Raw genomic sequence first — 18025 nt, 5'->3', positions numbered from 1 at the left:
GGCTTCGATGAAGGCGCGGAGCTACCGTCAACGCGATCTTGCCTGCACGGAGTACACGCTCGAGGTACCGCTCGACCACGCGCGACCCGATGGTGAACGCATCGAGGTCTACGCGCGGGAGATCGTCGACGCGGCGAAGGTGGACGCCGGACTGCCCCGCCTGTTGTTCCTCCAGGGTGGCCCCGGCGGCAAGGGGCTGCGACCGAGCAGCCGCGGCGGCTGGCTCGGACGGGCCCTGCAGGACTACCGGGTCGTCGTACTCGACCAGCGGGGGACCGGCCTGTCGACGCCGGCCAACCGACAGACCCTGGCCCGGCGCGGCGACGCGAAGGTGCAGGCCGACTACCTCACCCACTTCCGGGCGGACGCGATCGTCGCCGACTCCGAGGTGCTGCGGCGCGAACTCCAGCGCGACCAGCCCTGGACGGTGCTCGGGCAGAGCTACGGCGGCTTCTGCGCGCTGACCTACCTGTCGTTCGCTCCGGAAGGGCTCCGGGAGGTGTTCGTCACCGGTGGTCTCCCGCCGCTCGGGGGCACGGCCGACGACGTCTACACCCTCACCTACGTCCGGACCCTGGAGAAGAACGCGCTCTACTTCGACCGCCATCCCGGCGACCGTGACCTGTGCGCCCGCGTGGTCGAGCACCTCGAGACCCACGACGTACGACTGCCCACCGGCGAGCGCCTGAGCCCGCGGCGGTTCCAGACGGCGGGGATGCGGCTGGGGATGCGTGCGGACTTCGACGGCCTGCACTACCTGCTGGAGGAGTCGTTCGTCGATGGTGTCGACGGCCCGGAACTCTCCGACACCTTCCTCACCGGGCTCGGTGGCTCCCTGAGCTTCGCGACCAACCCGCTCTACGCGGTGTTGCACGAACCCATCTACTGCCAGGGTTCGGCCTCGGCCTGGTCGGCGGAGCGGCTCCACGCGCAGCGGCCGGAGTTCGCGCTCGAGGCGGACACGCCGTTCCTGTTCACCGGGGAGATGATCTACCCCTTCCTCTTCGCCGAGGATCCCGCGCTGGTGCCGCTGCGCGAGGCCGCCGAGATCCTCGCGGCCAAGGACGACTGGCCCGCGCTCTACGACCCGGACCAACTGGCGCGCAACGACGTTCCGACCTTCGCGGCCCTCTACTACGAGGACATGTACGTCGCGCGTGAACTCTCCCTCGCCACTGCCGCGGCGGTGCGCCGGGTCACCCCGTGGATCACCAACGAACACGAGCACGACGGCCTGCGGGTCGCCGGTGTGCTCGACCGGCTGATCGGCCTGTCCAAGGAGACATCGTGAACGGACGGCGATTGGGAGTCGTGACGATCGGTCAGACGCCCCGGATCGACATGGTGCCGGAGCTGTCCGGCTGGCTGCCGCCGGTCGAGGTCGTCGAACGCGGGGCGCTCGACGGGCTGTCCGAAGCCAAGATCGCGGGCATGGCGCCGCCCGCCGGTGCCAAGCACGTCCTGACGACGCGCCTGCGCGACGGGTCGTCGGTCGTCCTCGACCACGACGCGGTGGTGGGCAGGGTGGAGAGCGCCATCGGCTGGTTGGAGCAAGCCGGGGTTGACGCCACGCTGGTCGTCTGCACCGGTGAGTTCCCCAAGCTCGCCCACACGCGGCCGCTGCTGCTGGCCGAGCGTCTCTTCGTCTCCGGCGTCGAGGGACTCTGCGGCGGTGACACCAGGGGCGGTGTGCTCGGGGTCGTGTGCCCGCTGCCGCAGCAGATCGCGATGAGCCTCGCGAAGTGGGCTGGGGTGGCGGCCCGGGTCGAGGTCGCCGCCGCGACGCCGTACGACGGCGGCACGCCCGCCGCCGTCGCGGCCGCGGCGGCGGACCTGGCCGGGCGCGGCGCGCGCTGGATCGTCCTCGACTGCATGGGCTACACCGACGCGATGCGTGCGGCCGCCCGGCAGCAGAGCGGCGTTCCGGTGCTGCTCGCGCGCTCGGTCGTCGCGCGCCTCGCCGGTGAGGTGGTCGCGTGACGGATACACCACAGTTGCAGGAAAGGACGTAACCGTTTCATGAGTTGGCGCCATGTCATCGATGCCTACGATCTGCTCGACGATCCCTCGGTCAACGGCGAAGCCGTCGCGGAGTACCTCCGCGCCGCGGGGGCCCGCGAGATCGAGGTGAGTACGGTCGAGGGGGACAAGGGCAGCACGGACTTCATCCGGGTCGTCGTGCCGGGATCGGCCGGACGGCGTTCGGGTGGTTCGGCTCCCACGCTCGCCGTCGTCGGGCGGCTCGGCGGTCTCGGAGCCCGACCTGAGCAGATCGGCTTCGTCTCCGACGGCGACGGCGCACTCGTCGCGGTCGCCGCCGCGGCGAAGCTGGCCTCCATGCACAGCCGCGGCGACGTCCTCGCCGGTGACGTGGTGCTCGCGACACACATCTGTCCCGACGCTCCCACCCGCCCGCACGACCCGGTCCCGTTCATGGACTCCCCGGTGGGGATCGCCGAGATGAACGCGCAGGAGGTGGACCCGGACGCCGACGCGGTGTTGTCGGTCGACACGACCAAGGGCAACCGGATCTGCAACCACCTCGGCTTCGCGATCTCGCCCACCGTCAAGGAGGGCTGGATCCTGCGCACGAGTGAGGACCTCATGGCGATCCAGCAGCGGGTCAGCGGCCAACTGCCGGTCGTGTTGCCGCTCGCCACGCAGGACATCACGCCGTACGGCAACGACGTTCACCACGTCAACTCGATCCTGCAGCCGGCGACGGCCACCGCGGCTCCGGTCGTCGGGGTCGCACTCACCACCGAGACGGCCGTGGCCGGATCGGCGACGGGCGCGACGGACCTGCGCAGCGTCGACGCGGCGGTGCGCTTCTGCGTCGAGGTGGCGAAGGACTTCGGCCGGGGCACCTGCGCGTTCTACGACGCGGCGGAGTTCGCCCGGCTGGTCGAGTTGTACGGGCCGATGACCCGCCTGCAGCAGGCGGGCGGGCGCTAGGTCCACGCCCCGCACACACCAGGCCCGGACCCCGCCTGGGTGGCGTCGGTCACCGGTTTCGACCGGTGACCGACGCCACTGTGCGTTTCAGGCCGGGCTGTCGTAGCGCGGCCGGGTGGCGAGCAACTGCGAGACGTCGGCTCCCGGCGCCAACTCCCGCGGTTCGGCGGCGCGGGTGAACAGTCGCGCGCCGTTGGCCCCGCCAAGCGTCGCGGTCTCGCCGCAGACGCGGAGCCAGCCGCCCTCCCTGATGCCGAGTACGGGCACGTCGTTCTCCTCGAGGAACTCCGTGAGTCGCTGCTCGCGCGTCTCGCCCATGTGGGTGCTGTCGGGCGCTGGGTCGAGGTAGTGCGGGTTGATCTGGAACGGCACGAAGCCGAACGCCTCGAAGGACGGGGGCTCCACGATGGGCATGTCGTTCGTGGTCCGCAGCGTCGGCGCGGTCAGGTTCGTGCCCGCGCTGGAACCCAGGTAGCGCAGGTCGCCCGCGGTGACGCGGTGACGGACGACCTCGAAGACGCCGGTCGTCCGCAACGCCCTGAGCAGCCGGAAGGTGTTGCCACCGCCCACGAAGACGGCCGGAGCGTCGGCGACGGCGGCGCGCGGGTCGGCACCGGTGTGGACGCCGACCACCTCGATCCCGAGCGGGGCCAGCGCCTCGGCGATGATGGCGGTGTAGCCGTCGTGGTCCCGCAGTGCGTACGGAACGAACGCGAGCCGGCGCGCGTCACCGAGGAATCCGTCGATCTCCTCCAGCGCGTGGGCGAGGAAGCTCTGGCCGTGGTTGCGGGAGTTCGAGAGCAGCAACAGGTCCATGGTGTCCCAGTGTGCGGGAGCGTGGTCGCCTCACCGCGCGCGGGTCCGCACCGGAGCTGGCAGCGTCGTAGTCGGCGGGCTCAGGTGCCGGGATGCGTGGGCGGGCTCAGGCGCCCGGATAGCGGGTGGTCCACCTGGTGTGCGGCCCGTAGTCGCCGTGGAGTTCGGACTGCCGGGTGAACTCCAGCGCGAAGTCGTCGGCGAGTTCGAGGATGGTGCCCCGGCCCTCCACCTCGGCCACCCAGTCCGACGGCAGGGCCGTCTCGCCGTGCAGGGCGCCGAGGAGGTTGCCGCAGATCGAGCCGGTGGAGTCGGTGTCGCCGGAGTGGTTGACGGCGAGCAGGAGCGCCCTGCGTACGTCCGCGGGACCCGGGTGGGCGAGGGCCGCGTAGACACCGATCGCGAGCGCCTCCTCCGCCACCCATCCAGCGCCCAGCGCCTCCACGGTCTCAGGTGTGGGCGCCTGATCGGTGCTCGCGGCGACCGCGGCGCGCAGGGCCGCGCTGGTCTCCTCGTGGCCGTCGTGGTCCGCGAGCAGCGTCAGGACGTCGTTGACAGCGGCCGGCAGCGGCGTACCGGCGACCAGCAGCCGCACCAGCGCGGCGAACGCGCCCGCGGCGAGGTAGCCGGTCGGGTGGCCGTGGGTCTGCACGGCGCACTCGACGGCGAAGTCGAAGGCCGCACGGACGCCGAAGCGGGGGATCGGCGGGAGCAGACCGAACGGAGCGGACCGCATGACCGCGCCGCAGCCCTTGGAGTCGGGATTGACGGGCTCCGCGAGCGTGCCCATCCGTCCCGAGCGCAGGCCGGACAGACACGCGTTGCCGGGAGCACGCTGGGCGTAGAGCCAGCTCTGCCGGGCCAGCCAGCCGGACGCGTCCGGTGGTGGGGAGGACTGCTCCTGAGTGGCGAGCCAGCGCAGGAGGGCCCGGTAGACCACCGACGGCGGATGACACACGCCGCGGTCCCAGCGGATGCTGGCACGGATGATTCCCTCGGCGGTGAAGAGGGTCATCTGGGTGTCGTCGGTGACCAGTCCGCGACGCCCGTCCGATCCGCCGAGGGGTTCGAGGTCGGTGACGCCCACGGGCCCGTACGTCGCACGGATCGTGGCCAGTGACGAGAACTCCACCGGCGCCCCCAGCGCGTCACCGATCGCACCGCCGAGCAGGCAGCCGCGGACCTTCGCGCGATAGTCCTGCAGGGGTTCCCGCGACCACGTACGCGGCTCGGCGGTGGCCTCGGTCGTGGCGTCGCTGGTCGCGGGCATCCTCACTCCTCGCGCGGTCCGGCAGGACTCGCACCCTAAGGGACGCGGCTGGCACCCGTGACCGGAGTCCGGATCGGCCCGGATGGGTCCTGGCTGGGTCAGCGACGTGTGGTGGGTGGCCGGAGCACGGCGAACGGGTCGGTGATGAACATGTCCCGGCAGGTGAACCGGAACACCGCGGCCGGCCGGCCACCCGCCGGACCGGACACCGCGGTCTGCCCGGTGGGTTCGAGCTGCCCGCGCCGGGAGAGCACCCGCTGCAGGTTGGTCGCCGAGACCCGGTGACCGAGCGCCGCGGCGTAGATCTCGCGGAGCTCGGAGATCGTGAAGGACGGGGGAGCGAGTGCGAAGCCGAGGTTGGTGTAGGAGAGCTTGGAGCGCAGCCGGTCGCGGGCCCGGAGCACGATGGCGTGGTGGTCGAACGCCGTGGCGGGGAGCGCGTCGACCGGAAACCACCGGGTGTCGGCGGGGATCTCCGGATCGTTGTCGCTTGGCACCAGGCCGAGGAAGGCGGTCGCGAGGACGCGGGCCCCAGGCATCCGGTTCGGTGCGCTGAAGACCTGGAGCTGTTCGACGTGGGAGAGCTGGCGTACGTCGACCTTCTCCGCGAGCTGTCGGCGTACGGACGCCTCGACGTCCTCGGTGGCGCCGAGCTGACCTCCAGGGAGTGACCAGTGGCCCGCCTGCGGCTCCTTGGCGCGCTGCCAGAGCAGAACCTGCAGTGACCAGGAACGGACTTGGAGCACTGCCGCCAACACCTCATGCCCCAGTCGATCCACGCGGTGATAGTATCCCGGGGAGTTTTCGATTACTAGGCGAAAACCCTCCGGGAGGGTCTCATGACCGCTGTCGCTTCAGCGGAACACACGGCTGGCGCCTACGACGGTGTGGTGCCAGACGAAGCGTGGCGAGACGAGGTGAGGCGTCTCGCCACTGAGCGTGACGCCGTGATTCTCGCGCACAACTACCAGATACCTGAGATTCAGGACATCGCGCACCACACCGGCGACTCGCTCGCGCTCAGCCGCATCGCGGCGACCAGCGAGGCGTCGACCATCGTCTTCTGCGGCGTGCACTTCATGGCTGAGACCGCCAAGATCCTCAGCCCCGACAAGACGGTGCTCATCCCCGACGCCCGGGCCGGCTGCTCCCTCGCCGACTCGATCGACGCGAACCAGTTGCGTGCCTGGAAGGCTGAGCACCCGGGCGCGGTCGTGGTGTCGTACGTCAACACGACGGCCGAGGTGAAGGCGGAGACCGACATCTGCTGCACGTCGTCCAACGCGGTCGAGGTGGTCGCCTCGATCCCGGCCGACCGGGAGGTGCTGTTCCTGCCCGACATGTTCCTCGGCGCGCACGTGAAGCGGGAGACCGGCCGGGACAACCTGCACGTCTGGGCGGGGGAGTGCCACGTCCACGCGGGCATCAACGGGACCGAACTCGCTGAACGCGCGGCCGCCCTGCCAGACGCCGAGCTGTTCATCCACCCCGAGTGCGGGTGTGCGACGTCGGCGCTCTACCTCGCGGGCGAGGGCGCCGTGGCCTCCGAGCGCGTCAAGATCCTCTCGACGGGCGGGATGCTCGACGAGGCGAAGGAGACGAAGTCCCGTTCGGTGCTGGTCGCGACCGAGGTGGGCATGCTCCACCAACTCCGCAAGGCCGCTCCGGGCGTCGACTTCCGCCCGGTCAACGACCGGGCCTCCTGCCGCTACATGAAGATGATCACCCCCGGCGCGTTGCTGCGGAGCCTTCGCGAGGGAACCGACGAGGTGAACGTCGACGCCAACATCGCCGAACGCGCCCGCGGAGCGGTCCAACGGATGGTCGAGATCGGCCGTCCTGGCGGCGGCGAATGAGTAGCGGCTGGGAGGCGGACGCCGACCTGGTCGTCGTCGGCACCGGCGTCGCGGGACTCACCGCCGCGCTGGAGGCCACCGCTCGCGGGCTGCGTGTCGTCGTCGTCACCAAGGCGGAGGCCGACGCCGGCAACACCCGCTGGGCGCAGGGTGGCGTCGCAGTCGTGCTGCCCGGCGAACATGATCCGGACGACTCCGTCCGCCGGCACATCGACGACACGATCGTCGCGGGCGCGGGCCTGTGCGACCTGGAGGCCGTGGCGACGATCCTGTCCGACGGACCGGGCGCCGTCGCCCGCCTGCGCGACGCTGGCGCGGTCTTCGACGCCGGTCCGCACCAACGGCTCGCGCGCACCCGTGAGGGAGGTCACACGGCGTTCCGGGTGATCCACGCCGGCGGCGACGCCACCGGCGCGGAGGTCGAGCGAGCCCTGCTCGCGGGCGCCCGCAACCGAGCCTTGACGCTGCTCGAACGCCACTCGGCGGTGGCGGTGTCGAAGACTCCGGCGGGCGCGGTCGCCGGCCTCGCCGTCGTCGACGACGGCGGCACACTCGGCCGGCTGCGCGCACCGGCGGTCCTGCTCGCGACCGGTGGACTCGGTCAGCTCTACGAGACGACCACCAACCCCGACGTCGCGACCGCGGACGGCGTCGCGCTCGCGCTGCGTGCCGGGGCGATGGTGGCCGACCTGGAGTTCGTGCAGTTCCATCCGACCGTGCTCCACAACGGCCGTGGTGCGAGGGGACGCCGGCCGCTCGTCACCGAGGCGGTGCGCGGTGAAGGTGCCGTCCTGGTGGACGGCGCCGGTGCCAGGGTGATGGCGGGAGTCCACCCACTGGAGGACCTCGCGCCGCGCGACGTCGTGTCCGCGGCCGTCATCCGCCGGCTCGCCGAGGCACCCGGCGGCATAGACGACCATGTCTTCCTCGACGCCACGCATCGGTCGGGGGAAGCCTTCCGGACGCGGTTCCCGACCGTGTACGCCGCCTGCCAGGACGCCGGAATCGATCCCGCGACCGAGCCGATCCCGGTCGCCCCGGCGGCGCACTTCGGCTGCGGTGGCGTGGTGACGTCGGTCGACGGACGCAGCTGCGTACCAGGGCTCTACGCCGCGGGCGAGGTGGCCCGGACGGGTCTGCACGGCGCCAACCGGCTCGCGTCCAACAGCCTGCTGGAAGGGCTGGTCGTGGGCACGCGCGCCGCGCGAGCGGTCGCCGCCGACCACGCCTCCGGGGCACTCGGTGATCCCAGGACCGCGACCGAAGCGGAGCCGGCCGCGCAGCCGGTCGCCGATCGGCCGGTCCTGCAGCAGTTGATGAGCCGGCACGCGGCGATCGGTCGCGACCACGACGGCCTCGAGGTCGTCGCGAAGTCACTCGACTCGATGTCCGAACGTCGAGTGCCTCGCGGGCGCGGTGACGTGGAGGACGCCGCGCTCCACCTGGTGGCCCGGGCGCTGGTCTTCGCCGCCGGCGAGCGGCAGGAGTCCCGCGGCTGCCACCTCCGGCACGACCACGCCGGGCGAGACGACGAACGATGGAGGCGCAGCCTGGTCGTGGGCCTGGACGACGCGGGCCAGCCCGCGCTGGTGCGCTCCCTGGATCTGGGAGGAGTCGCATGACCGGAACACTCGCGACGCGGGAGTTCTCACCCGCCGTGGTGGCAGGACTGGAGCAGGCCGGACTGGACGTCGAGGACGCCCTGCGCGTCGTCAGGACGGCCTTGACGGAGGACCTCCGCTACGGTCCCGACGTGACGACGGCGGCCACCGTGGCGGCCGACGCGCGGGCAGAAGCCGACCTCACGCCACGCCGGCGAGGCGTCCTCGCGGGTGGCGCGCTCGTGCCGGCCGTCCTCGACCTGGTGGCACCTGGCGAGTTCGAGGTCCTCGCCCAGGAGGCCGACGGCAGCCGCCTGGAGGCGGGCAAGCCGGCGCTGGTGCTGCGGGGACCGGTGCGGGCCCTGCTGACGGCCGAACGCACCGCGCTCAACCTGGTGTGTCACCTGTCCGGGATCGCGACGGAGACAGCGGCCTGGGTCGAGGCGGTCGCCGGCACGGGGTGTGCGATCCGCGACACCCGTAAGACGATGCCCGGCCTCCGGGTGCTGGAGAAGTACGCCGTCCGCTGTGGTGGCGGGGTCAACCACCGGATGGGTCTCGGCGACGCCGTACTGGTGAAGGACAACCACGTCGTCGCGGCCGGCTCGGTGGCCGCCGCACTGGCGGCGGTCCGCGCGCAGGCGCCGGACCTGCCGCGCGAGGTCGAGGTGACCACGCTGGAGGAGCTGGACTCCGTCCTCGCCGCCGCGGCGGAACTCGTCCTGCTCGACAACTTCACACCCGCGCAGTGCGCCGAGGCCGTACGTCGTACCCGGGCAGCGGGCACCGGCACCCGGCTCGAGGCCTCGGGCGGCATCACCCTCGATGTCGCCCGGTCCTACGCCGAGACCGGCGTCGACTACCTTGCGGTCGGCGCCCTGACGCACTCGGCTCCCGCACTGGACCTCGGCCTCGACATGAGCTGAAGCGGTCACGCCCGTCCTGCCCGTGGGTCGCCCGCCCGCGGGCAGGACGGGCGGTGCGCGTCTCAGTTGGTCTCGTCGGGGTCGTCGGTCTCGTCGGGGTCGGCCACGAGCTTGCCCGCGACCTCCAGCGCGACCGCCGAGCGTTGCTCGTCGGTGAGACCGAGGTCGAAGAGGAACGGCACGGTGCCCATGAACAGCGCGACGACCGCGAGGCGGGCCTCGAACTGCGCGGCGGGTTCCGCGTCCGGGTCACTCAGCAGGGACACGAGCGCGAGCATGCGCTCCTGCATCCGCGCGCCGTCCGGATGGCTCTTCATCGCGGTCTGGTTGACCTGGGAGAACCTCACCAGCGGACGCCACTGGTCGTTGAGCAGCCCGGCGATCCGGTGCAGGATCTGCCGGCGCGCCCGCGCTGTCCGCGGTTGGGCCTGCCCCCACTGGACCAGCTCCTCGATCGAGGAGCCGAGGTCCTCCAGGACGCTGGAGAGGATGTCCTCCTTGGTCCGGAAGTGGTAGTAGAGCGCGGGCCTGGTGATGCGCAGACGTTCGGCCACTTCGCGCAGAGAGGTCTGCTCGTATCCCTGCGTGGAGAACAGCTCCAGCGCCACCTGCTGGATCCGTTCCCGGGTGTCGCTGCGTCGCCCGGCCATCTGCGCTTCGGTACTCCCTCTGTGTCTGGGTCAGCTGTCTGGGTCAGCTGTGTCTCGGCGAGCTGTCGTGGTCGGTGTCACCCTCACCCGTCCGTGCAGCCGGGTCGCGTCCAGGCGTCGTACGGCCGGCTGTCCCACCGTCGTTTGGACGCCAACCAACCCTGACGTGCCGCGTGGGCCGCCTGCGCGGTGCTGTTCTGGGTGACCGACCCGTTCCTTCGCCGCGGAGATCCATGGCGACTTCTTTACGGGACGCCCCGTTGACCTCGACGGTCCAGTCCGCTTACTTTCATGTAAGTAAGGTAGCTGGATCCGTCAGGATCTTCTCGTCAGGGGGAAAGACTATGACCATGCAGGACTCGCCCGACCGGGACGCCGCGGTAGGGGACGCCGCGACGCCGCGGAGCTTCCCGATGGCGCGGCGATGCCCGTACGCGCCGCCGCCGGAGTACGCCGAGCTCCGCGCCCGAGGCCCGCTCGTCCGGGTCCAGGTCCCCAGTGGCGCCGTGATCTGGGTGGTGACGCGGCACGCGGAAGCCCAGCAGGTCCTGACCGATCCGCGCATCAGCACCGACACCAGCCGGCCCGACTTTCCAGTCCTCGGGAAGCGGGAGCATTCGGAGTACGAACAGGTGATGCGGACCAAGCTGCACGAAGGTTCGTTCATCGACATGGACGCGCCCGAGCACGACATCTATCGGCGGATGCTCATCACGGAGTTCACCGTCCGCAGGATCAACCAGCTACGTCCCGGCATCCAGCAGACGGCCGACCAGCTGATCGACGACATGCTCGCGGGCGGCGCGAGTGCCGACCTGGTCGAGGCGTTCGGGCTGCCGTTGCCGTCCCTGGTGATCTGTCAGCTGTTGGGCGTGCCCTACGCCGACCGAGAGTACTTCCAGTCGCGGACGCGGCGCATGCTCGCCTCCTCCGACGACCCGCGCGGGGCGTACGAGGCCATCATGGAGATCCGCGACTACCTGGACGACCTGGTGCGCCGCGCCACCCGCGATCCCGGCGACAACCTCATCGGCCGGCTGCTGCGTGGACCGGTCGCCGCGGGCGAGCTGAGCCACAACGCGCTCGTCAACATGACCTTCCTGCTGCTGGTCGCGGGCCACGAGACGACCGCGAACATGATTCCGCTGGGGGTCTTCACCCTGCTGCGCAACCCCGACCAGCTCGCCGGCCTGCGGGCCGATCCCACGGGTTGGCCCGGAGCCGTCGAGGAACTGCTGCGGTACCTCTCCGTCGTCGACTGGGTGGCGTTCGACCGGATGGCGATCGAGGACGTCGAGATCGGCGGCCAACTCCTCCGCGCCGGGGACGGCGTCTTCGTCCTGGGTGCGTCGGCCAACCGGGACGAGCGGGTCTTCGCGAACGCCGACGAGCTGGAGGTCGGGCGCGGTGCCCGCCACCATGTCGCGTTCGGGTACGGCATCCACCAGTGCCTGGGGCAGAACCTCGCCCGCGCGGAGCTGGAGATCGCCTACCGCACCCTCTTCGAGCGGATCCCGGACCTGCGCACCGACGAGCCGGACGAGGCGCTGTCGTTCAAGTACGGCGGCGGGATCTTCGGGATGAACAGCTTCCCGGTGAGCTGGTGACCGGCTTAGGAAGAACGCCGACGCGGCGCCGGCGAGAGAGGACGACATGCCACACATCAGGGCGGATCGGGACGTGTGTATCGGCGCGGGACAGTGCGTGCTCACCGCACCGGACCTGTTCGACTCCGACGACGAGGGGCTCGTGACGCTGCTCGACGCCCATCCCGACCCGTCCCGGTTGGGCGACCTGCGCGAGGCGGTCGAACTGTGCCCGTCCGGGGCGCTGCGCCTGGCCGAGGCCGACGAGCGCGACGAGGCCGACGAGCCCTAGGCAGGTGCGGCGCCCGCGAGGTGGAGGGCTTCGTCGCGCAGTCGCTCGGCACACCCGGGGGCGAACGCCGCCGGCATGCCGTAGTAGCGGTGTGCCTCCTCGACCTCGTACCCGCCGTACGCGAACTCCTCCCGGGTCGGGAAGTAGCCGGGGCAGCCGTCGGCGTACCCGAAGGTGAGCAACTGCCCGGGCAGACCCGCGCGGAGCGCGAGCGCGGTCGCGGCGAAGGGCTCGCCCGGCAGCGCGACGAGCCGGACCCCCGACCACGTGAGTACGCTCACCCGGCCACGCCAGCTCCCGCCGTCGCGGCGGTCGAGGACGACCTCGCCCGAGCGGGCGCCGGTGGGACCGGCCGTCGGCGTCGCCGGCGCGTCAAGGACAGCTTGCGCGATCCGCCGACCGGCCTTCTCACACGCCTCGAAGGTACGGGAGTCGCTCACCGTCAGGGTCGAGGCGCTGGCGGGATGGCCGGTGTTGGCGTCGCCGCAGCAGCCGGTGAGGAAGAGCGCGACCCCGCCGGGACGGGCAGCCTCGATCTCCCGGCGTACGACGCCCGGATAGTCCGCCGTCCAGAGCGTGTTGTCGGCGCCGAGGACGACCGGATGGCAGGCGTACGACGTGATCACGGCGATGACGCGGCCGGCCGGGTCGAGGTAGGACAGGACCGGCAGTGCGGTGTCGACCGGGCCGTCCGGGCGGCGCCGGTTGCGGGTGACGTCGGGATCGGCCCCGGACCCGAACCACGCGGTCGCCGGCCGCGCCTTCGTCCGCGCTCGCAGGACGGCCTCGACGCACGCCTGCTCGACGCGTCGCAGGTAGCCGGAGTCGACCGGGCCACCGAGCCGGCCGGGTACGAGCGCCGGACCACCGTGGGTGTGCGTGGCGGTGACCACGACCGCGGTCAGGTCGCTCGCACCGAGCAGCCGCTCGCGAACCCGCACGCAGGTGTCCTCGTGGAGACCGCAGGCGTCCACCGTCACGACCGCGGTGGATCCGATGGTCACCGCACGAACCGTGAGCGGGTCGTGGGTGCCGGTCGCCGGCGACGTCCGGGCGAGGAACCCGGACATCGCGAGCCCGACCGGCGGGGTGACGTCGGCGACGTGCGCGCCCACGAGCACCCCGTCCGGCGGCGAACTCATCGCAGGACCGTCGTCCCGCCCACGAGCACCCGCTCCATGGTGAGGGTGGGGTCGCCGGCCACCCACCGGAACGCCACCAGGTCGGCCGGTGCGCCCACCTCGAGCCGGCCCCGGCCCCCGCAGATCCGCCCCGGTACGGCGCTGGCGAGGGCGAGCGCGTCGGCCAGTGAGTGCCGGCCGAGTCCCGCGAGGTGTGCCACGCCCTCGGTGAGGGAACGCGCCGCGCCGGCGAGATACGGCGTACCGACGTGGGACAACCGACCGTCGGCGGAGAGTTCGACCGACCCACCGACCGGAGTCTCGTAGACACCCGGCGGCGAACCCGCGAGCGTGGTGGCGTCGGACACGAGGAACGCCCGACCGGCCCCCTTGGCGGCGAGCATCGCGATCAGGGTGTCGGTCGGGAGATGGTGGCCGTCGGCGATGAGACCGGCGCTGAGCCGGTCGTCGGCGAGTTGGGCCCAGACGTAGTTGGGATGGCGGGGGAGGACCGCGTGCGCGCCGTTGCCCAGATGGGTGCTCAGGGTCGCGCCCGCGTCGGCCGCCGCGTGGATCTGTTCCGGCGTCGCGTGGGTGTGGCCGACCGCGACGCGAACGCCGTGCGAGACCAACTGGGCGATGTAGGCCGTGCTGTCGGGGAAGTGCGGCGACATCGTGACCAGCCCGACCAGGCCCTCGCTCGCCTGCTGCCAGCGTTCGAACTCCGCGGCGTCGGGTGGCCGGACCTGGTCACGCGCGTGGACGCCCCGGGGCCCGTCCTCCTCCGACAGGTGCGGACCCTCCACATGGACGAACGGGATCGCGTGCCGGACGAGCGGGTCGTCGGCCCGGGCCCGGACGACCTGACGCAGGCAGTCGAGGATGTGCTCCTCGGAGGCCGTCACCACGGTTGGCACCACGGTGGTGACGCCGACCGCGAACAGCGACCGCGCCAGCGCACCGATCACCTCCGGCCCGGCGGTGGGGTCGTTGGCGTCGAAGCCCGCGTAGCCGTTGACCTGCAGGTCGATCAGACCGGGCGAGAGCCAGGGCGTCTCGTCGCCGGGCCGGTCCGCGCTGTCCAGGTGGACCTCCGCGACCACACCGTCGCGCACGGCGACGGTGAGCCGGCCGCCCGTCGCGGGGTCGCGGCCGGAGAGTTCGAGGGCGGACGGTTGGACGGCGGAGGTCTCGAGGGCGTCAGGCGAGCTCACTGGCGGAGTCCTGGTCGAGGTAGAGAGTGCATGCCTGGTGGGTGCGCAGCGCGGTGGCCGGACACGCCTCACCGATCCGCTCGCGGAGCGTACGTCGGACCGCGGTCGCCTTCGCCCGGCCGGGCACGACGCAGAAGAGCCGGCCCGCGTCGAGCAGTCGCGGCACGGTGAGGGTGAGGGCGGTCGGCGGGACGTCGGCCAGGGTCGGGAAACAGCCGTCGTCCACCTGCTGCTGCCGGCAGGTCTCGTCGAGTTCGACCACCTTGACCGCCTTCGGGTCCGCGAAGTCCGCGACCGGCGGGTCGTTGAACGCGATGTGGCCGTTGACGCCGATGCCGAGCACCACCACGTCGATCGGCTCCTCCGCGAGCAGGGCGGTGTACTCCGCGGCCCGGAGTTCGGGGTCGCCGTCGGTGCGCATCAGGTGAACGTCCTTGAACGGCAACCGGTCGAAGACCACCTCCCGCAGCCACTGCCCGAAGCGCTGGGGTGCACCCTCGGGCAGGCCGAGATAGTCGTCCATGTGGAACGCCGTGACGCGGTTCCAGTCGATTCCGGCCTCGGCGACGAGGGCGTCCAGCGCCTCGCGCTGGCTCGGCGCGGCCGCGAACACCATCCGGACAGCGAGTTGGTACGACAGGCGTTCGCGCAACTCGGCGGCGATGTCGGCCGCGGCCGCGTGGCCCATACTGGCGCGGTCGGCGAAGACGCGGACGATCGGATCGGTCACGTGGTCATCCTCTCGACGTGGATGCTCGGCTGGTCCGAGATCGCAGGGTCGGTCTGTGCGGTCTGTTTCTTTGCTGGAGAGGGGATTCTCGCGGCACTCACCGGTCTTCGTCGGGCTTTTGACTGATCAACTCCACCTGCAGGAGCAACGCGCGAGCGATGTGGAACGGATCCTTCACCGGCAGCGCGACCGTCCTGGACAGCGGGGTGCCGTCCCGGTCCCGGATCTGTGTCCACTCCCGGCCCGGGCCCGCGGGGAACGTCGCGTAGGTGTAGTCGTGCAGGCGCTGGTGCCATGCGCCCAGGTGGGCGCCGGCGTCGGGGAATCGTCGCGCCAGCAGGGCGGTCGTGTAGAGAGCCTCGGCGTGTGGCCACCACAGCTTGGTGTCCCAGGTCTCCTGGACGAGGCGTTCGTAGGGATCGGCCAGCGTCCGGCCGCGCGGCTCGCCACCGTCGCGGTCGGCATAGCGGAACAGTCCACCGTGGCGGTCGTCCCAGCCGAGTTCGAGGGCGTGCAGTGCGGCCGTGGGCAGCCAGCGAGGGTCCGGACCGAGTGCTGCGGCCACGCCCGGTACGGCCTCGGCGGCGTGGGCCAGGAACCACAGGCACTCGAGCACGTGGCCGGGTGTGCGGTGCCGCGCCAGCAGGGTGTCGTCCAGGCCGTCGACCCGTGGGCGCATCTCCACCAGGTCGGCCCCGGCGGGGCCGGTACGCAGGGCGGAACCGATGGTGCCCGCCGCCTCGACCGCGATCGCCGCGGCGCGCGGCGACCTGGTCCCGAGAAAGACCTCCGTCGCCGTACCCACCAGGATCATCGGCAGCGACAGCGCCGTGAAGTCCGGATGGATCGGGTAGGGGTCGGTCTTCGCCACACCCGCGCGAACCCGTTCGGCGGCGGACTCGAGCAGCGCCACCGCCGCTGTCCCTGCGTCGATGTCGGGCCCGATCCGGGCCCACGCCGCCAGGCCGAGCGCGACGAAACAGTCCGCGAACAGGCTGGCGTGCAGGCCCGACCCGGGCGACGGCTCGTACGGCGTGCCGGCGCGATCGGTGACGTACGCCGTGGTCTGGTCGGGCAGGACCGCGTGGGAACGCACGAACTCCACGCTCCCTCGGGCCAGCCCGCGCAGCTCGGCACTGTCAAGGACGCCTTGCGCGGACAGTCGGCCGGCTTCGACCGCCTCGACGACCCTTGCGAGCAACCAGATCCAGCGACCCTGCGACCAGGTGTACTTGTCGGTCGAGAGCAGGTTCTCGCCCTGGTTGTCCCAACATGTGAGGACACCGCCGTGGTAGCGGTCGGGTCCGTTGCGCAGCCACCAGGCGAGGACGTCGTGCACTAGGTGCGACGTGGGATTCGCGACGTCAGGCATGAGCGGTCACCTTGCCGGATTGGCCGTCGGCCGGCTCGGCGTCGCTCGCGAGGGCGTCGATCAGCGCGTCGCTGCCCTCGTCGCGCCATGGCCGCACTAGTCCGATCACGACGAAGACCACGAGCGAGCAGACGACCGGGGCCGCCACGGTGAGGGTCTGGCCCAGGTGGGCGCCCATGCCGGTGATCGTGTCGGCCAGGGGGTACTTCACCAGGGCGAACACCACCAGTCCGACCGCCCAGGACACGATCGCCGCGGTCGGTCCGCAGCGGCGGAACGCGGGCAGCATGCCGAGCAGCATCGGGATCGCGATCGGACCGACGAGCGCCCCGAACCACAACACGATCAGGCCGAGGACACCGCCGAAGGAGTCGGCGGCGAGCGCGATGACCATCGACAACGCGATGAACGCGCACACGGAGATCCGGCCGATGGTGAGTTCGAGCCGGCCACCCATCGTCCGGGCGCCCTTCCACACCGTGGGCAGGATGTCGCGGAGAACGACGGCGGAGATCGCGTTCGCGTCGGAGGAGGTCATCGCCATCGTGTGGGCGAACATCCCGGCGAGCACGAGTCCGACCAGCCCCTGTGGCAGCAGCTGCGTGGTGAGCAGGGCGTACGACTGCGACGGGTCGGAGAGGTTCGGCAACAGCAGCGGCGCCGCCCACATCGGGAAGAACAGCACCAGCGGCCAGACGAGGTAGAGCACCGCCGAGGTCAGCGCGGCGCGGCGGGCCGCCGTGCCGGTCGGCGCGGCGATGAAGCGCTGGGCGAGGTTCCACGTTCCGCCGTTGTAGGACAGCGTGGAGATGAGCACGTACGCCAGGACGAAGCCGACCGTGTAGTCACCGTTGAACGGCGCAGCGTGGCTCTCGGGCAGCCGGTCCCAGATCCCCCAGATGGCGGAGACGCCGCCCAGTTTGGCGAGCACCGCGACGAAGAGGGTCACGCCGGCGAGCAACTGGATGACGAACTGCCCCAAGTCGGTGAGCGCGTCGGCCCACAGGCCACCGACGGTGGAGTAGACGAGGGTCACGCCGCCGGTGAGAAGGATGCCCCAGAACAGCGGGACGTCGGCGAAGACCCGCAGCAGGATCGCGGTCGCCGCCCACTTGGCGCCGACGTCGAACACCTTCAGCGCGGTACCGCTCCAGGCCAGCAGTTGCTGGGTCGGGACGCCGTACCTCGTCGAGAGGTACTCGAGCGGGGAGATGATGCCGCGGCGTTGGCGCAGCCGCGACCAGCGCGGGGCGAAGAGGGCCGCACCAACGAACATCGCGAACGTGATGGTGAGCGCCCACCAGACGTAGAGGGTGACGCCGAACTGGTACGCCACCGCCGCGTAGCCCACGAAGACCGCGGCGCTGTAGCCCGACATGTGGTGGGAGATGCCCGCGAGCCACCAGGGCATCCGGCCGCCGGCGACGAAGAAGTCCCGGGCGTCACGGATCCGCGACTTCGCCCACACGCCGATACCGACCATCACGACGAAGTAGCCGATGACGACGAGCCAACCGAAGGTGCCCACGAATCCCTCCTGCCGGGCCGTTGCGGATGGCGATCGAGTCTGTCGTGCAAGCGGTTGCAGGTCAATCGCTGGAGGTGTCGAAGCCCCTGCCAGTACCGGCCGTCTTGG

Annotated in this window: 17 protein-coding genes; 8 read left to right on the top strand and 9 right to left on the bottom strand. The window is 71.5% G+C overall.

What is annotated here, in order from left to right:
- Positions 1–7: 7 nt before the first annotated feature.
- From HEB94_RS38260 to HEB94_RS38250, 3 genes are read left to right on the top strand one after another with little or no spacing between them, the layout of a single operon-like run.
- Positions 8–1291, top strand: coding sequence for an alpha/beta fold hydrolase (locus HEB94_RS38260; protein ID WP_192754355.1), 1284 nt, complete (start codon positions 8–10; stop codon positions 1289–1291).
- Entirely contained in the window at positions 1288–1980 is a 693-nt protein-coding gene (locus tag HEB94_RS38255) for an AroM family protein (protein WP_202896770.1), read from the top strand. Before HEB94_RS38260 ends, HEB94_RS38255 begins: the two co-directional genes overlap by 4 nt.
- A 39-nt stretch (positions 1981–2019) precedes the next feature.
- Entirely contained in the window at positions 2020–2955 is a 936-nt protein-coding gene (locus HEB94_RS38250; RefSeq protein ID WP_192754354.1) for a DUF1177 domain-containing protein, read from the top strand.
- An 87-nt stretch (positions 2956–3042) separates the two neighbouring features.
- Here the strand turns inward: HEB94_RS38250 and pepE are convergent, their stop codons facing one another.
- The 3 genes from pepE to HEB94_RS38235 all read right to left on the bottom strand — a co-directional run bounded on the left by pepE (position 3043) and on the right by HEB94_RS38235 (position 5820).
- Positions 3043–3771 carry a dipeptidase PepE gene (pepE, locus tag HEB94_RS38245; protein WP_192754353.1) on the bottom strand — a complete coding sequence of 243 codons (729 nt, stop codon included), beginning with the start codon at positions 3769–3771 and terminating at the stop codon, positions 3043–3045.
- Between the two features lie 106 nt (positions 3772–3877).
- Positions 3878–5041 (bottom strand): ADP-ribosylglycohydrolase family protein, encoded by a 1164-nt coding sequence (locus tag HEB94_RS38240; RefSeq protein WP_192754352.1) that lies wholly within the window; start codon positions 5039–5041, stop codon positions 3878–3880.
- A 98-nt stretch (positions 5042–5139) separates the two neighbouring features.
- The gene (locus tag HEB94_RS38235; protein WP_337918208.1) at positions 5140–5820 is read right to left on the bottom strand and encodes an NUDIX hydrolase; all 681 of its coding nucleotides are present in this window, start codon (positions 5818–5820) and stop codon (positions 5140–5142) included.
- A 60-nt stretch (positions 5821–5880) separates the two neighbouring features.
- Between HEB94_RS38235 and nadA the strand changes: the two genes are divergently transcribed.
- Genes nadA through nadC form a run of 3 tightly spaced genes read left to right on the top strand, consistent with a single transcriptional unit; the run spans position 5881 to position 9424 of the window.
- Positions 5881–6897: a quinolinate synthase NadA gene (nadA, locus tag HEB94_RS38230; protein WP_192754351.1), complete on the top strand. Its 1017-nt coding sequence runs from the start codon at positions 5881–5883 to the stop codon at positions 6895–6897.
- Complete coding sequence (locus HEB94_RS38225; protein WP_192754350.1) at positions 6894–8519, top strand: L-aspartate oxidase; 1626 nt, start codon at positions 6894–6896, stop codon at positions 8517–8519. Before nadA ends, HEB94_RS38225 begins: the two co-directional genes overlap by 4 nt.
- The gene (gene nadC, locus HEB94_RS38220) at positions 8516–9424 is read left to right on the top strand and encodes a carboxylating nicotinate-nucleotide diphosphorylase (RefSeq protein ID WP_192754349.1); all 909 of its coding nucleotides are present in this window, start codon (positions 8516–8518) and stop codon (positions 9422–9424) included. The genes HEB94_RS38225 and nadC overlap by 4 nt, the downstream gene beginning before the upstream one ends.
- A gap of 62 nt (positions 9425–9486) precedes the next feature.
- Here nadC and HEB94_RS38215 read toward each other — a convergent pair whose 3' ends face one another.
- On the bottom strand, positions 9487–10074 hold the full coding sequence (locus tag HEB94_RS38215; RefSeq protein ID WP_192754348.1) for a TetR/AcrR family transcriptional regulator: 588 nt from the start codon (positions 10072–10074) through the stop codon (positions 9487–9489).
- Positions 10075–10418: 344 nt separating this feature from the next.
- Here HEB94_RS38215 and HEB94_RS38210 point away from each other — a divergent pair, with 344 nt between their 5' ends.
- Complete coding sequence (locus tag HEB94_RS38210; protein ID WP_238361744.1) at positions 10419–11681, top strand: cytochrome P450; 1263 nt, start codon at positions 10419–10421, stop codon at positions 11679–11681.
- A 46-nt stretch (positions 11682–11727) separates the two neighbouring features.
- Complete coding sequence (locus HEB94_RS38205; RefSeq protein WP_192754347.1) at positions 11728–11952, top strand: ferredoxin; 225 nt, start codon at positions 11728–11730, stop codon at positions 11950–11952.
- Here HEB94_RS38205 and HEB94_RS38200 read toward each other — a convergent pair.
- The 5 genes from HEB94_RS38200 to HEB94_RS38180 form a co-directional block, all read right to left on the bottom strand.
- Positions 11949–13094, bottom strand: coding sequence for a neutral/alkaline non-lysosomal ceramidase N-terminal domain-containing protein (locus tag HEB94_RS38200; RefSeq protein ID WP_192754346.1), 1146 nt, complete (start codon positions 13092–13094; stop codon positions 11949–11951). The genes HEB94_RS38205 and HEB94_RS38200 overlap by 4 nt on opposite strands.
- The gene (locus HEB94_RS38195) at positions 13091–14287 is read right to left on the bottom strand and encodes an amidohydrolase family protein (protein WP_192754345.1); all 1197 of its coding nucleotides are present in this window, start codon (positions 14285–14287) and stop codon (positions 13091–13093) included. The genes HEB94_RS38200 and HEB94_RS38195 overlap by 4 nt, the downstream gene beginning before the upstream one ends.
- Positions 14274–15017, bottom strand: a complete 744-nt coding sequence (locus HEB94_RS38190) for a 6-phosphogluconolactonase (protein ID WP_337918207.1) — start codon at positions 15015–15017, stop codon at positions 14274–14276. The genes HEB94_RS38195 and HEB94_RS38190 overlap by 14 nt, the downstream gene beginning before the upstream one ends.
- A gap of 97 nt (positions 15018–15114) precedes the next feature.
- On the bottom strand, positions 15115–16389 hold the full coding sequence (locus HEB94_RS38185; RefSeq protein ID WP_192754344.1) for an AGE family epimerase/isomerase: 1275 nt from the start codon (positions 16387–16389) through the stop codon (positions 15115–15117).
- Positions 16382–17917 carry a sodium:solute symporter family protein gene (locus tag HEB94_RS38180; protein ID WP_337918206.1) on the bottom strand — a complete coding sequence of 512 codons (1536 nt, stop codon included), beginning with the start codon at positions 17915–17917 and terminating at the stop codon, positions 16382–16384. The genes HEB94_RS38185 and HEB94_RS38180 overlap by 8 nt, the downstream gene beginning before the upstream one ends.
- Positions 17918–18025 lie beyond the last annotated feature (108 nt).

It is taken from the genome of Actinopolymorpha pittospori (genome assembly GCF_014873875.1).
Taxonomy (GTDB): domain Bacteria; phylum Actinomycetota; class Actinomycetes; order Propionibacteriales; family Actinopolymorphaceae; genus Actinopolymorpha; species Actinopolymorpha pittospori.
Note: the sequence above shows the minus strand (reverse complement) of the source record. Positions and strands in the feature narration are given on the sequence as shown.